Source organism: Clostridia bacterium (assembly GCA_026414765.1).
In the GTDB taxonomy this organism is placed as follows: Bacteria; Bacillota; Clostridia; order Acetivibrionales; family DSM-27016; genus SKW86.
Genome location: JAOAIJ010000016.1, coordinates 264,088 through 279,140, shown reverse-complemented (window position 1 = coordinate 279,140; position 15,053 = coordinate 264,088). Strand labels below are relative to the sequence as shown.

Below are 15,053 nucleotides of genomic sequence, written 5' to 3'. Positions count from 1 at the left end.
CCTATACTTATATATTTTTTTCAAGCGGGTCAAGGTACTCAATTGCTTCTATCAACCTTTCGTAACTACCCACTTTTTGTTTTATTAGTTTCTGTTGCAATTCTCTTGCTTTATTTCTCTCAATGTGGCTTAAAACACATTGTATTTTTGATGGGGTATTGATTTCGTTTGTTAATTTTTTGTTTAGGAATTTACACCGTGTACAGTGGTAAGCATCGCAAGCAGAACAGATCGGCGCATTTTCTATTTTTAAAAGCTGGCTGTTTTTTATACTGATGCCGCTTTTAAGATCTCCAATATGAGTATCCGGGTTATCAAAGTAAAAGGCCGGGCACATGTATATTTTCCCATTAGGTGCGAGTGTGTAGGTATTATTGCCGGCATCACAATTACTCATTGATTTTAGATTCATGCTGTCTGTCAGTATGTTTAACTCTAAAGGATTTGAATCTTTATAAGTTTCAGATATGAAGTCTACTAAAACATCCAACTGGGCTTCATACTCAGATATATCCAATTTACTCCAATCTGCGATATCCTCAAGTATAACGTTTATTCTGCCAACTGAAGGACGTAATTCTTTTACAAAGCTGCTCAACCTTCCAACATTCATTCTTGATACTAGAAGAATACAGTTCTCAAAAGTCCTTTCATGGACAAAAGATTCATTATCGCAGGTTATTATTGAATATTCACTTAACTGGTGAGACTTGTAATTTACTATATTGAATTCAGGAGCACCAGGACAGTTGGTTTCGCCCAGAAATATTGCGGTAAATCCATTATCTTCAGCAAACTTCAAACCTTCTTCCAACAAACCTCGGCTCATTCTGTTGTTAGTCCTGTTCCAATTTCTGTATGCGCAATGCGGCGTGACATCATCCGATGTTAAAAACACCAAAAATCTTGTGTTTTCAGACTCTTCAAACTTTTCAGCCTCTAGTTCCCGTTTATATTCTTCTCTTGGCGATATCACCCCTGTAACTTCCGTGAACTTGTCCCAGAAATATTCATTCGCACGTACATTCGCCTTATGCATTTTACAAGTAAAAGTAGATCTTTCATATATCGTATCGGTGCCAGCCATATCATAATTGTTTCCCGTACACCATGCACAGCCTTTTGCAACATCACACTTTATGCACTCCTCACTGCTTTGAGAAACTGTATTCAATGCAAGAAACGGCCTTATTTTATCAGTATTTATTCCGTTTTCAATATCTCCTAAAGATACCCCAGCCCGGTTATTCAAGGAAAAATCCAGAAATCTTATACAAGGATAAAATTTTCCATCGCAATCGATTGCAAGCATTTTACCGGCTCCACACCAATTCTTTTTTAATTGGTCATCAGTTAGCGGAAATCCAATTTTCGGATCAAAGAATCTTACTGAATATTCCTTCCACAGATCATTTTCCAAAATATGGTCAGCAAGCTCCCGGAGCTGTCCCTCAAAGACCGCGTCGTCTCCTTCATGCCAAACGTCTTCATAAATTACATTTGCAGCAATTGTTTTGATTCCATTCTCCCAAAGGCTAATAATGCTTTCTTTAAGATAGGGCAAATCATCATGAGAAAATGTAGCTTTGGTCATAAAGCCGGGAAACTGCTCCTGCCAAAGAGGAACCTTCTGAATGACTTCATCGTATGATCCGCTGCCATCAAGCCTGATACGTTGCAGGTCATGTTTAATTTTATTACCGTCTATACTTATGCCAATTGAAATATGGCCTCTATTTTTCAGAATATATTTCTGGACCTTAGGGTTGTCGTATAGTAAGCCGTTTGTGGAAAAGCCGAAAATGTAATTATCGAACCAAGGGTGACTCAACTCGTACATTTTAAGCTTTATATAGTCACTTACCTTATCAATCAAATCAATTTCCAAAAAGGGCTCTCCTCCAATAAAATCCCATATGACAGCTTCCTCATCAAAAACATCTCTATTTGAAAGTATATAATCTACAGCTTTCTTAGCTATCTCAAACGTCATTTTCCTTTTAGAATTCTTACCGGTCATGTAACAATACTTGCAAGCCAGATTACAGTCTTCAGTTACACAAAATGTAATTGTTTTTGCTACACCCTCCTTCCATGATTTTTGCAACTGTCCCATTTTAATATTATTATTACCATTCATCTATATCCCCCTATCTTTAAAGTCACTTGACTTTAATAATCCAATTATTTCAGAGCAATATACTATTTTTTTTCGTGAAGAGATTAATGAAGCAATATATCCTGTCATATATGCAGCTGCTACGCTTGAACCTGTTGCATAATCACTGACACCCAGCGTCTCAAACTCTTCTATTCCCTTGGTATCTAATGGTGCATAAAAAAAGCCATCTTGATAATCAAAAGGATTATTATCTTTCATCACACGTGCTTTTACTCCTATCACCCCCCTCAAATATGCAGGATAGGATTTTTTCCCTTCGTTATTTGCTGCAGCGACAACGATTATGTTATTTTTCCTTGCATGCCTGACGATTGTATTTAGGGCAAACCTATATTTCCACTTTGTTGTCCCAAGGCTCAAGTGGACAATATCCGGCTTAATTTCCACCGCTCTTTTAAATGCACATAAAAGCACTCTGGCATCTGAAACCAGCCTTTCATTTAGTATATTGATACTGATAAACTCAACATTTTTACATATATGCCTGATTAATAGCGCAATAACCGTGCCGTGAATATGGCATGCTTTCAAATCCTTAACTTCCGTGATATATCCTTCTTCATTAATTCTGAAGGCAGTTGATGCCTTATCATTTACATATAAACCTAATATGCCGGCATCTATACCGCTATCAATTATTACAACCCTTACACGTCTTTCTATACTATTATTAATACGATACCGCCTCTTTCTTCTTTTCATTTTCGATCTTTAGCTCTTTTTCGTACAACTTCCTATAAACCGGGTTTCCATTAATAAGCTCGGGATGAGTACCACGTCCAGCTATCTTTCTGTCCTCAATAATAATAATTTCATCTGCCTCAGAAATTGTGATTAACCTATGTGCAATAATAATTACAGAATGGGTTTTCGATAACTTGTCAATAATCTGCTTGATGTAATGTTGTGATTCGTTATCCAGAGAAGATGTTGCTTCATCAAAGAGTATTATACTTGATTTTTTAAGCAAAACTCTTGCTATTGCGAGCCTTTGCTTTTGACCCACAGACAGGTTTATTCCGTTTTCACCTATCATGGTCTCATATTTTTCAGGCAACCCAGATATATATTCATGTATACATGAGGCTTTGCATGCCTCCTCAATATCTTCTTCCGTTGACAAGGGATTTGCCAGCAAAAGGTTTTCCTTTATAGTAAGATTAAACAAAAAAGGTTCCTGCCTGACAATTGCTATATGTTCTCTTAAAGATTCCTCACTAAACTCTTCGATTTTTATGTTATCTACGAAAATATCCCCGGCTGTGGGTTCATAAAATCTTAGAAGCAGGTTAAAAATCGTAGTTTTGCCGGAACCACTGGATCCAACTATTGCAGTTTTCCTTCCTGAAGGTATTTCAAAAGATACTGAATCAAGAACAGGGATACCATTCTTGTATTGGAAAGTCACATTTTCAAACTTTATATTACCCTTAATGTGTCCGATATTCTTTATTCCAAACCTTTCAGAGGAATAGTACGTGTTTTCTTTCAAGTGTAATATCCTTTCAAGGGATGTTAACGCTTGCTGTATACTTGCATTCAATCCGAATAAATTTGCTAATGAACCGGAAAGCTGATTAAAATATGATAAAAAAGCAATAAAGTATTCAATCGGTAACAAATTCTTAAATATCAGAAACCCTCCCAGTGCCATAATTGCGATTTCCGACAGGAAGTTTATTCCCCTGGATAAAGTTTGAGATAAATTATTAACCATTGAAAACTCAATATTCTTATTTTTAATGCTTTCAGAAAGCAACGCGAATATTGAGAAATTTTTATTTTTTATCCCAAGACTTTTTACTTCCCTTATACCGGAAATAGATTGCTGTAAATAGCTGAAATAGTTATCGTTTGAAGATGAAATGTCTCTGCTCTTTTTTCTTAACAGTTTGCTGAATTTAAAAAATATTAAGTATGATAAAGGAAGAAAGACTACTATTACAACAGATAAAAGTGCATTAATCCGGAAGACAATAAACCCTATGGTTGCAACTTTCAATATGTCAATTAAGGTATTCAGACACTGATTAGTGATAAAATTGGCGATAACTGCAATATCTCCGTTCAAGCGCGAAATGAAGTCACCCACGCGCATTTCATCGAATAACTGCATTTCAAGACTAAGTATTCTTTTATAAATGTCACATTTCATTTTAAATACAATATTATTAGTCAAGTAGGTTATCAGGTACGACTGATAAAATGTGATTACAGACAGCGATATATAAATTGCTGTGATTTTTATTATGTTAAGTAGTGCTGAATAATAGTTGTTGGTAAACAGGTTTGTTACCAACTTCCCCCATATCAATGGCTGAATTAAGCCTAGACCCACTGATGCCAACAAACAGAAGATGGCTAATGAAAATCTTACTTTATAGAATTTAGCATACTGAATTACACTTTTGAATAATAAAAAATCACTAATCTCCAAGGTTTTTTCATTCATTTTGACCACCCTTTTCAAATACAATCGGAGTATTTCATATTACAAATAGCACTCCTGTCATACGTATAAAAAACTAACTTGTCCCTAGCAAATAATGTAGTAGAAATAGAATGCATCTCACACATGTAATCTTACATAATTCTCCACCCAATGGAGTGAATTATTTATGAAAGATTACTGACATTTCACTGATTTTTTGCTGAATAATTGCAGGACACTGCCGGCTTATCCAGCTTATTTATAGCTGGATTCTTTATTCAGTCCAATTCCGTCACCTACTTTTGCGAGAAATATATATCGAAAAAAACTCCCTAATCCGTATTGACTTTCATTAGAAATTATTCTAACATTAGAAATATGTATAAAAATAATCTTATAATTAAGCAAACTCATATATTGAGAGATAACAACCAGATAAAAGCTTATGTCCACCCTACAAGAATAATACTGTTGCAGTTGCTGTCCAAAGAAAGCCGTACAATATCAAGCATTGCGAAAGAGTTGGGTGTACATCCTGCGAATATAACCCACCATTTTAAGCTATTGGAAAGGGCCGGGTTGATTTGCCTTGTAGAAAAGAAAGATACAGGCAGAAATATAGAAAAGTACTATAGGTCTATTGCGTACAATTTTATTGTCAATACAGAGCAAGAAGGAAATTTGGATAAAAAGGCTTTAGCACTTTCAATTTTGAAAAGCGACCTGGCTACTGCCATAAGTACTATAAAAAAACGCCCAGAGTTGGAGATGATTGCTTTACTGGAGTCTGTAAGAATAAGCCATGATACTGCAGCAAAATTCATACAAAAACTGGAGCGGCTAGTGGAGGAATTCAGAGAGTGCAGCTCAGCTGAAGGTACTCTTTATAGTATCAATCTTAGTCTTTACCCTAATGAAGTTGATTCATGCCCTTCAGGGGATGAACCCACTATCAGGCTGACAAAGAATATAAAAAGTCCGGGAAAGGAAGTATAGGGAGTTTATGATATTTTTATTTATAGCGATCATTTTCTTGCTCATAGTCATAGTTTTACTTAGAGGACAGAAATCATCTCCTGAAGTAAAGGCAAAACTGAATGCCGCTGATGAATTATTCCGCCACGGAAGACTCACAGAGGCAGAGGCAGCTTATAAGGAGATAAGAGAGATGACACCGGACAACGTTATCCTGTTAGGGCGCCTTGGGATATTAGCACTTTGGAATAATAAGACCGAAGAAGCAGAGAAAATGTTAAAAAGTGCCTTACATAATATTCCCTGGTATCAGAGTTTCTGGCCATTTACTGCCGAACTGGACTTTAAGTTAGCTATGACCTATTATCGGAAAAATGATTTTAAAAAGGCTGCCGAGCAATTTAAAAAGGCAGCAGGCCCTATAGCGCTCGGCTCATTCAAACAACTAAAAGCGCTGGAAAGTCAGGCTAAACTTTTTGAGGATGATGAAGCGTACATAATTGAGGGTCCGGAGGAATCCAGAATTGACTTCATCAGAACAGATCCGTTACCGGTAATTCAGGTTTCGGTCAATGACAATGAGCCCCTTTATTTTATTTTGGATACAGGGGGTGCTGAACTTATCTTGAATACGCAGCTGGCTGAAAGGATCGGGGCCACGATATCCGGTACAATAGAAAGTGAATATGTCGGAGGGGCAAAAGCAAAAACCGGCTTGGGTAAGATTAATTCAGTATCAATAGGAGATTTTAAAATCAGGAATATTCCTATAAATACCATGAAAACCGATGAATTCTCATCAATTTTTGATGGATTAAAGATAGACGGCATCTTGGGTACACGCATTTTATCACAGTTCATCAGTACCTTTGATTATTCCAACGGATCTTTGATACTGGCACGTAACAGGACCGAAAACTCCAAAAGCTTGGATACCCTGGTCTTAGAAGGAAAAGCGAAAGTGTTTCCCATTAACTTGATAGATATGCATGTTATTATTACCCAGGGAACCGTAAACAACTTAGGCCCAATGAACTTCTTTGTTGATACCGGCATGGCAGGGGGTGGCTTTCTGGCAACGGAAGCAACAATTAAAAAAACAGGGATCAGGGCAGACTGGTCCAAAGCCGTTGAAAGCATGGGTGGTGGCGGTAAAGTAGAAGGAGTGGATATAACAGTTGATTGCTTGACGCTGGGAACAGGAGAAAACACTATTTCAGAAAAAAATGTTCCCGGAATGGTCATGAGAAAAAATCCTTACATAGGGGACACTGTCGGATTCCGCATTGACGGAATAGTCTCTCACCAGTTTTTCCGCAGGTACTCTGTAACATTTGATTTTACCAGAATGATATTAATAATACAATAAACTGTCAGAAAAAAGGAGCAGTGACCATTTTCACTGCTCTATTTCTGTAGGCCCTTCAGCCAACTTACAAACTCTCCGACACCTTCACCGGTCCTGCAGGATATCTCAAAAACCGGCGCCTTTTCATTCAATGCTCTGATTCCTTTGTAAAAGCTGTCCCTGTCAAAATCTATATAAGGCATTAAGTCCATCTTGTTAAGGATGATTACATCTGCTGCCTCAAACATAGATGTGTATTTAAAAGGTTTATCATGCCCCTCTGGGACACTTGCTATGACCAGCCTTATCCCTTCTCCAAGGTCAAACGCTGAAGGACAGACCAGATTGCCTACATTCTCAATGAATATGATAGAATTATCCTGTGGCTTAAGGTCTTCAACGACAGATCTTATCATATTTGCATCCAGGTGACAGCCCCCGCCTGTATTTATCTGGACTACCGGTATACCAAGCTTATCAATCTTTTCTGCATCAATACTTGAAGCAATATCTCCTTCAATGACACTGACACCAACTTCGCCTTTCAGCCCTTCGATCACTCTTAAAATGATACTGGTTTTTCCTGCTCCCGGTGATGCCATCACATTTACAGCAATTATTCCCCTTTGATTAAACAGGGACCTGTTATCACCTGCAAGCTTGTCATTTGCATCAAGTATATTCTTCATAATTTTTATTTCCATATGTACCTCCTGAACGTTATTGCTCTGTAAATGTCACTAATTCTTTCTCCCGGACTATATTGCTGTCTAATCCTCATCTTTTGGCTTTATAACAGGCAGATTCAGATTATAATGCACCGCTGCCATTCTTATTGTAAAAATTGTGAATATACAAATATATACATTCAAATTAACTTCTATTATATGATAAAGTCCGTAAAACATTAATGCTCCAAGGATCGATGCTAAAGCATATATTTCGCTTCTAAAGACAAGGGGGACTTCATTTACAAGAATATCCCTTATGATACCTCCGCCTATTCCCGTCAATGCGGCTATGAACACCACTCCTATTACAGGCATGCCCAGAAGCATGCACCTATACGCTGCTATTACAGTGAATACCCCTAAGCCTATAGCATCGAAAACCTTTATTATGTACATCAGTCTTTTTATATACTTTATGCTGAAAAAGGTGGCAATCATTGATATTATTATAGTAATGAGATATTGAGACTCAGTAAAAAATACCGGCATATCATCACTTATAATGACATCACGTATCAGCCCGCCTCCCGAAGCCGTAATAATCGCAAGTACAAATAACCCAAACAGATCCAGACGGTTTTTTATTCCAACCAGAACACCGGATACAGAAAAAGCTGCTGTACCGATTATTCCCATCAAATCAATAAAAATCATGGTTTCACCCTCCTCACCTGACTGTCCGATACTTGCCATTAATCCTTTAATAACAATTTATTATTACCCGTATTTTTTGCTACTCAACCTCCAGACTCTCAATGTAAAATTCTTTTCCTTTTCCTGTTGGAATGCCCACACTGCCACATCCGGGACACTCAAAGCCTTTCTCAGGTTTATTATATACACAGCCACAGGATTTACATTGAAATTCTGCCGGCACTCTTCTAAAAATCAGTCTGGCACCTTGAGCAACAGTACCTTCACTTATTATATCAAAATACATCTGAACGGACTCATCAATAATAGTTGAGAGATCGCCTATCACGAGTTTAATCTCTGTAACCTTGCCGGCACCGGCCTTTTTGGCCTCTTCTTCAACAATATTCACAAGACTTTTTGTAACTGCGTATTCATGCATATTACTTACCACCCCGCCTAAAACTATACTTAATAACAGAAGTTGCCAACGCCACTTTTGTTTACAACTCAAACTCCTATTATCCCAGGAGTATTATGCACTACCCCACAGAAGCTTCCTTTGCAAGCATTTCTAGAACTACTAATATGCACAATAAATGAACTCTCCTGGACAATAAAAAACAGCGAGGGGTTTAACCCTCGCGTCACTTGCTGCTTATTGCTGATCCTGTGTATTCGCCTGTGCAGGTGTCTCCGCCGGCTTAGGCTGTTGTACCAGCTTTACGTTTTCCTTTTTATACGATGAAGCGGTATACTCTTCACCCATATACAGACACTTCTTAGGGCATACTTCAGAACAGACGCCGCATACTACACACTTGAAGGGATCAATCTCCCATGACTTTTCATTTTTATTTACCTTGATTGCATCAGCAGGGCATTTTCTTCCGCAGATACCGCAGAAAATGCAAACATCTATATCTACACCCTTGACCCTTCCCCTGCTTTCCTTGAAAGGCTCCCTCTTTTCATAGGGATACTTTCTTGTTGCGGGTTTGGATGCCAAATTCTTGAATATATTGCCAATCATATCAAACATGAATTTCCACCTCCACTTTTCCACCCCTGCCCTTATACCCACTCACAAACCAGTGTCAGTACGTATAGTAGTAACGGTTTTATTTATATAATCACCTTTTTATGAATCGTCAGAATCAAGTAGTACAAGGAAGCCAAGCCTTCAAAAGCGGAGTTTATACATGATAAATGAGCATTTTGAAGGTGATGGCTGACACAGTAATACGAAGCTTTTCACGATTCTTACTTTAACGCTCGGTACAGCTTATGCAAGGATCTATAGTCAGTATCAACACAGGCACATCAGCAAGCTGACTTCCCGGAAGCATCTTTAACAATGTCGGAATATTTGCAAAGGTAGGAGTACGAAGTCTTAATCTGTCGAGATTCTTTGTGCCGTTACCCCTCATGTAATAAAGGACTTCCCCTCTTGGCTGCTCAACTCTTGATACAACTTCTCCATTAGGATTTCCTTTTACCGCAACATTTATCTCTCCGTCCGGAATACTCACTATAGCCTGTTTTATGAGTTTGACCGACTGATATATTTCCTTTAATCTTACCATAGTTCTTGCATAGCAATCTCCATCAGTTTCAACAACAGGTTCAAAGTCCAGTTCTCCATAAGCTGCATATCCAGTTGACCTTAAATCCTGTTTTATACCACTTCCTCTAGCCATCGGCCCCAGTGCACCGAGTGTAAACGCATCTTCCTTAGTCAATACGCCTACTCCCACCAGCCTGTGCTTAACAGTATAGTCATTAAAAAATACAGGTTCAAGCTGCTTCATATCTTCCTTTATTTCATCAGCTATAATAGAAACCTTGAGAAGCATTTCCTTGGATATATCCCTTCTTACACCGCCTATGACATTACCAGAAATGATTACTCTGCTTCCGCATGTCTCTTCCATTATATCCATAACTTTTTCTCTGTTTCTCCAGCACTGCATGAACACACTTTCAAAGCCGAAAGCGTCTGCAAGCAGGCCTAACCACAGCAAATGGCTATGTATCCTGTGTAGCTCTGCCCATATAACCCTCAAATATTTTGCTCTTCCAGGAACTTCTACATTCATAAGTGATTCCATACCCTGGCAATATGCCAAAGCATGCTGAAAGCTACAAATACCGCAGACTCTTTCCACGACAAAAACATTTTGTGTAAACTCTTTTGTTTCAGTAAGCTTTTCCAAGCCCCTGTGTACATATCCTATAGCCGGAATAGCTTCAACTATCTTTTCATCCTGCATAACCAGCTTCAGATGAAGAGGTTCCGGTAAAACCGGATGCTGGGGTCCAAAAGGTATAACAGTCCTTGACATTTATTTGTCCCCCTTTCTTTCTTCTATAATTATTTGCTGCCTGCCCATGGGAGAATCCAGTTCATCATCTGAAAGCAGCATATGTCCGCCATAATCTATAGCAATATTTGTTATGTTAGCTCCAAAAAGCTCTTTTATTTCATTCTCTACAAGTATCGCACAAAAGTATATTTTAGAAATACTGGGCACTTCCTCATCTTTCCTGACCTTTATCTTGAAATGCTTCATTACAAGGTCCTTGTCAAAATGGTAAATTATATCCAGTGTACCATCACCATTATCTACACTTGTTGCAGTTACAAACCTGTAGTCATCAAACAACATATTCTGGACTTCTCCGAGGAGCTGGTCCTTGGAAATATCAACTAAATTTTCTATCATCTTTACCTCCAAACCTAGGCCAGGGTCGGACTTGAGGTTGAATACGCGTCAACCCCAGTTATCCGTACCATACCTAAAGGTGATTTATCACTAAAACAGTAATTGCCTTATATCTAGTCATAGCCTTAGCCTCGGCGGATTTTTTTATTCTTCCGCCTTAGGTGCACTGCTACCCTTTTTCATATTTTTAGCTTTCTCCTCAAGCTTATCCATAGCTAATACAATTCCATCTATGATAGCTTCAGGCTTAGCGCAACAGCCTGGAACATACACATCAACAGGGAGAACTTTATCGATACCGCCCAAAACATTATAGCATTCTTTGAATATCCCGCCTGTACATGCACAAGCTCCTACTGCAACAACTGCTTTCGGATCCGGCATCTGACTGTATATATTCTTCAGAACCCTTTCTGCCCTTTTATTGACTGACCCTGTAACAACAAGCACATCTGCATGTTTTGGATTTCCAACATTTACTATGCCGAATCGCTCTACATCGTATAATGGGGTAAGACAGGCGAGGGTTTCGATATCACATCCGTTACAGCTTGTACCGTCATAGTGTATCACCCAAGGTGACTTTTTCCTTGATTTATCTATAATACCCATTCAATTCACCATCCTATTTCTTAAGGTAGAGCCACACAATATTAGTAACAGCGGCTCCTATACCTATCAACCACGTAGCCTTCAGCATCCATTTCCATGTTACTCTGGCACTTATGTTATCTATAACAAGTTCAAGGAAGTAACTTCCAAGAGCTATCAATATCCCAACCCATATCGGCTGCGCAAAAAACAGTGATATCAATCCGAGCAACAGCACCAGGTCGTACCAGTGTGCCAACTCTATTATAGCCAACTGTGGTCCGGAAAATTCTGTAGTCAAACCTTTGATTAGTTCCTGATGTCCATGATGTGAAGTTGAGAAATCAAAGGGTGATTTTCTGAGCTTTATTGTCAGTACATACAGGAACGCAAGAAATACCAACGGCAAGCTGTATAGCAGCGGCGTTTCATGCTTGAATATGCTTTCTATCATAAAGCTCTTAGTTGCCAAATATATTCCTACTACCATCAATAGTAAAACAGGCTCATATGCCATCATCTGGATAATTTCTCTCTGAGCACCTATCTTACTGTATGGCGAACGTACACTCATCGCCCCCATGATAAGTGCTATACCTGAAAAAGCCAGTATAAAAATAAGCATCAGCAGGTCGCTCTTTAATACAAACATTACAACTGCAGCTATGGCAAAAAACAAGTGACCAAGCACATAAACCATCTGCGTCTGATTTACAGTAATTCTCTCTTTGCCCATCAACTTAAAAAAGTCATAAAACGGTTGTAATACAGGTGGTCCATACCTATTTTGCATTCTCGCAGAAATCTTTCTGTCTAACCCTGTCAAAAATCCGCCAATAATTGGTGCTGCTACTATCGCGATTAATGCAATCACTATATTATTTAGAGTAATCATCCTATCACCACCCCGAACATTATTATAATAATCGCCCCTGCGACAAGATTTGTCCAGAGTGTCAATTTATCTTCTCCAAAAATTCCGGATAAATAATAATTTTGAACTATAACATTATCAACCTTATCTCCCGGGCTGATAAATTCTATTCCACGCAAATCGTTGTTTATATTCTCTCCACACAGGTACGGCGGCTTAACCTTTTCTGGCTTTGTCCTCCTCAGGAAGTATGGTATTGTAATTATCAGCACAAATACTATCGCAAAGAACAGTATTGATGCAAATCCACCAACAACAGCACTGTTTGCACCCTGAAGAACAACACCGAGACTGTCGCCTCCTAGTAATGGCTCATTAGCTATTGTCAAACCAGAAAGATAAGGTTTTATCAAACCGTTGAACATAGGCACTATCAGGATACTTGCCGCAAGAACTCCTGCTATAAGGAATATAAGTGAGCTCTTTACCGAGAAGGTCAGTTTTTCGACGTTGTATTTAGGTTTATATGACATGGTTAGTATGATTCCTATCCACTTTGACCAGAATACAACAGTAAAAGCACTACCTAATATAATCGACATTAAAACAATCGGTGAATTCACCGCAGATTCAATAGCAAGCCACTTTGTAATCAATACACCGAAAGGTGGCAACAGCATTGAGATCATACCAATAACTGTAATAACAGTTGTAAACGGCATTTTTTTCATAAGCCCCTGCATATCTTCAATGTCTCTGCTGCCTATGCCATGTTCAATCGTACCGACGCACAGGAACAACAAACCTTTTGAAACCGCATGGAAGATTATAAGGAGTACAGCAGCTCCTAAAGCAACATATGTGCCTATTCCCGCACAGCATACTATCAAACCTAGGTTTGCAATAGTAGAATAAGCCAGAACCCTCTTTCCGTTCCTCTGACTTATAGCTATAGCTGATCCAGCAAGGAATGTAAACCCACCCACTACTGCAACGATTTTGCCGAGAAGAGTACCACTGAAAGCCGGCGCCATTCTAACTACAAGATACACACCTGCTTTAACCATTGTACTCGAGTGTAGCAAAGCCGATACCGGTGTCGGAGCAACCATAGCACCCAGAAGCCAGCTCTGAAACGGAAACTGTGCTGATTTTGTAAAGCCTGCAAAGCATAGCAAACTCAAACCAAATGGCAGCAAGTAAGCAAATTCCGTAACAGTTTTGTTTGCAACTATCTGGTCTATAGCCAAAGTACCTGTAGCCATGTATATAGCTATAATACCGCATATAAAGGCCAATCCGCCAAGAGAGTTTATCCATAATGCCCTTGCTGCATTATTTACCGACTGTGTATTTCCATCGTGTGAAATAAGCAGGAAGGAACAAAGTGTTGTTATCTCCCAGAACAAATACATCCAAGCCAGATTATTCGTCATAACAAGCGCATTCATCGCAGCCAGGAATATAAACAATATAAAGAAAAATCTTGGCTGTCTTGACTTCTTTAGTCCTGAATGGTGCTCATGATCCTTCATGTAACCTATTGCAAATACAGTAATTATAGGTCCGATAACTGAAACCAGAAGTATCATTACCAATGACAGGTAGTCAATAACAAATGCACTCTCAGGCTCTTTTACAGTTCCAAAAACATGGAAAATCTCAAACAAGAAGAATGGTATGAACTGTAGAACTGCCAGTGCAAATATAACAGGCTTTCTTAACTTAATACCTATATACGCTACATAGGTCAAGAGAAGAATATCCAATCCCTTTATCACCCAGTCCAAGTGCAAAGACTCCAGGTGATATACCAGTTTCCCATCAGATTGCGCCATGAGGTAAACAAATCCTCCGGCTACTGCAAACAACACCAGCGTAGTTACAACTACAATGAAATTTCGTACCGCAGCTTTTCTTAAGATGTAGCAAAGTATAGAGCTCAGTGCAGGCAAAAGAATTGCTACAGCCAGTAATAGTTCCTTATTCACAGCATCTACTCCTTTCATGATGTATAGTTGAAAATTTATTTGAATACTGTGTATGCATAGTTAACCATAATCTAAAAAACCAAAAAAAAACCGCCCTTTTTGAACTCCATTGCTCAAAAACAAGTGCAAGTCTGTTAAACAAGAGCTGTTTTGTACCGTTTTACAGTTATAAAGGGATATTGTCTAGAACAGAAAGTACCTGTACGACACACAAAATAATCCTTAATAACCCCATATCAATTATAGTTAGTACCAGGTTACAAGTCAATTGAACAAGTAGCATAAATTTAACCTAATATCGAGTTTAACTAACTCAATCTCATTTTATTTTATAGTTATGTAGTTTTGCATATGTTTCATTTGTATATGCAATCTTAAAGTCGCTGAAATCAAGGACTTTGTTTTATAAAGGTGGACTTTGTATACAAAAAGCAACTTTGTTGCGTATTGCACTGTTTTATTCTATAATAAAAATGGAAATATAGTATAGATGCTTCATTTATTGCGGATACGCTTCATCGCAAATAGGAAAGTATTTGTTATTTTTGAAGAATTATGTGCGTTAACTTTT

Annotated in this window: 14 protein-coding genes; 2 read left to right on the top strand and 12 right to left on the bottom strand. The window is 38.3% G+C overall.

The features are described 5' to 3' along the window. Positions 1-7: 7 nt before the first annotated feature. From N3I35_06060 to N3I35_06050, 3 genes are read right to left on the bottom strand one after another with little or no spacing between them, the layout of a single operon-like run. Positions 8-2,140, bottom strand: coding sequence for a radical SAM peptide maturase, CXXX-repeat target family (locus N3I35_06060; GenBank protein MCX8129650.1), 2,133 nt, complete (start codon positions 2,138-2,140; stop codon positions 8-10). Continuing rightward, complete coding sequence (locus N3I35_06055; protein MCX8129649.1) at positions 2,141-2,884, bottom strand: S8 family serine peptidase; 744 nt, start codon at positions 2,882-2,884, stop codon at positions 2,141-2,143. Further along, positions 2,853-4,634 carry an ABC transporter ATP-binding protein/permease gene (locus N3I35_06050; GenBank protein ID MCX8129648.1) on the bottom strand — a complete coding sequence of 594 codons (1,782 nt, stop codon included), beginning with the start codon at positions 4,632-4,634 and terminating at the stop codon, positions 2,853-2,855. The genes N3I35_06055 and N3I35_06050 overlap by 32 nt, the downstream gene beginning before the upstream one ends. 396 nt (positions 4,635-5,030) lie before the next feature. Here N3I35_06050 and N3I35_06045 point away from each other — a divergent pair, with 396 nt between their 5' ends. Next, a complete protein-coding gene (locus tag N3I35_06045; protein ID MCX8129647.1) occupies positions 5,031-5,609 on the top strand; it encodes a helix-turn-helix domain-containing protein in 579 nt (192 codons plus the stop codon). Between the two features lie 7 nt (positions 5,610-5,616). Continuing rightward, positions 5,617-6,957 carry an aspartyl protease family protein gene (locus N3I35_06040; GenBank protein MCX8129646.1) on the top strand — a complete coding sequence of 447 codons (1,341 nt, stop codon included), beginning with the start codon at positions 5,617-5,619 and terminating at the stop codon, positions 6,955-6,957. A gap of 38 nt (positions 6,958-6,995) precedes the next feature. Here N3I35_06040 and hypB read toward each other — a convergent pair whose 3' ends face one another. The 9 genes from hypB to N3I35_05995 all read right to left on the bottom strand — a co-directional run bounded on the left by hypB (position 6,996) and on the right by N3I35_05995 (position 14,482). Beyond that, positions 6,996-7,640, bottom strand: coding sequence for a hydrogenase nickel incorporation protein HypB (hypB, locus tag N3I35_06035; GenBank protein ID MCX8129645.1), 645 nt, complete (start codon positions 7,638-7,640; stop codon positions 6,996-6,998). 66 nt (positions 7,641-7,706) lie between these two features. Continuing rightward, positions 7,707-8,321, bottom strand: coding sequence for a trimeric intracellular cation channel family protein (locus N3I35_06030; protein ID MCX8129644.1), 615 nt, complete (start codon positions 8,319-8,321; stop codon positions 7,707-7,709). Positions 8,322-8,400: 79 nt separating this feature from the next. Then, positions 8,401-8,742 carry a hydrogenase maturation nickel metallochaperone HypA gene (gene hypA / locus N3I35_06025; GenBank protein MCX8129643.1) on the bottom strand — a complete coding sequence of 114 codons (342 nt, stop codon included), beginning with the start codon at positions 8,740-8,742 and terminating at the stop codon, positions 8,401-8,403. Between the two features lie 216 nt (positions 8,743-8,958). Then, positions 8,959-9,342: a 4Fe-4S binding protein gene (locus N3I35_06020; GenBank protein MCX8129642.1), complete on the bottom strand. Its 384-nt coding sequence runs from the start codon at positions 9,340-9,342 to the stop codon at positions 8,959-8,961. Positions 9,343-9,568: 226 nt separating this feature from the next. Then, complete coding sequence (locus N3I35_06015; protein MCX8129641.1) at positions 9,569-10,645, bottom strand: nickel-dependent hydrogenase large subunit; 1,077 nt, start codon at positions 10,643-10,645, stop codon at positions 9,569-9,571. After that, a complete protein-coding gene (locus tag N3I35_06010) occupies positions 10,646-11,026 on the bottom strand; it encodes an NADH-quinone oxidoreductase subunit C (GenBank protein MCX8129640.1) in 381 nt (126 codons plus the stop codon). It abuts the gene before it with no gap. Positions 11,027-11,170: 144 nt separating this feature from the next. Continuing rightward, a complete protein-coding gene (locus N3I35_06005; protein ID MCX8129639.1) occupies positions 11,171-11,638 on the bottom strand; it encodes an NADH-quinone oxidoreductase subunit B family protein in 468 nt (155 codons plus the stop codon). Between the two features lie 13 nt (positions 11,639-11,651). Then, positions 11,652-12,512: an NADH-quinone oxidoreductase subunit H gene (locus tag N3I35_06000; GenBank protein ID MCX8129638.1), complete on the bottom strand. Its 861-nt coding sequence runs from the start codon at positions 12,510-12,512 to the stop codon at positions 11,652-11,654. Next, entirely contained in the window at positions 12,509-14,482 is a 1,974-nt protein-coding gene (locus N3I35_05995; GenBank protein MCX8129637.1) for an NADH-quinone oxidoreductase subunit L, read from the bottom strand. Before N3I35_05995 ends, N3I35_06000 begins: the two co-directional genes overlap by 4 nt. Between the last annotated feature and the right edge of the window lie 571 nt (positions 14,483-15,053).

Coding starts and splice junctions, on each gene's coding strand:
- N3I35_06010 (MCX8129640.1), bottom strand. CDS start 11,026: ATGATAGAAAATTTAGTTGATATTTCCAAGGACCAGCTCCTCGGAGAA.
- N3I35_06050 (MCX8129648.1), bottom strand. CDS start 4,634: ATGAATGAAAAAACCTTGGAGATTAGTGATTTTTTATTATTCAAAAGT.
- N3I35_06040 (MCX8129646.1), top strand. CDS start 5,617: ATGATATTTTTATTTATAGCGATCATTTTCTTGCTCATAGTCATAGTT.
- N3I35_06055 (MCX8129649.1), bottom strand. CDS start 2,884: ATGAAAAGAAGAAAGAGGCGGTATCGTATTAATAATAGTATAGAAAGA.
- N3I35_06000 (MCX8129638.1), bottom strand. CDS start 12,512: ATGATTACTCTAAATAATATAGTGATTGCATTAATCGCGATAGTAGCA.
- N3I35_06015 (MCX8129641.1), bottom strand. CDS start 10,645: ATGTCAAGGACTGTTATACCTTTTGGACCCCAGCATCCGGTTTTACCG.
- N3I35_06005 (MCX8129639.1), bottom strand. CDS start 11,638: ATGGGTATTATAGATAAATCAAGGAAAAAGTCACCTTGGGTGATACAC.
- hypB (MCX8129645.1), bottom strand. CDS start 7,640: ATGGAAATAAAAATTATGAAGAATATACTTGATGCAAATGACAAGCTT.
- N3I35_06020 (MCX8129642.1), bottom strand. CDS start 9,342: ATGTTTGATATGATTGGCAATATATTCAAGAATTTGGCATCCAAACCC.
- N3I35_06030 (MCX8129644.1), bottom strand. CDS start 8,321: ATGATTTTTATTGATTTGATGGGAATAATCGGTACAGCAGCTTTTTCT.
- hypA (MCX8129643.1), bottom strand. CDS start 8,742: ATGCATGAATACGCAGTTACAAAAAGTCTTGTGAATATTGTTGAAGAA.
- N3I35_06060 (MCX8129650.1), bottom strand. CDS start 2,140: ATGAATGGTAATAATAATATTAAAATGGGACAGTTGCAAAAATCATGG.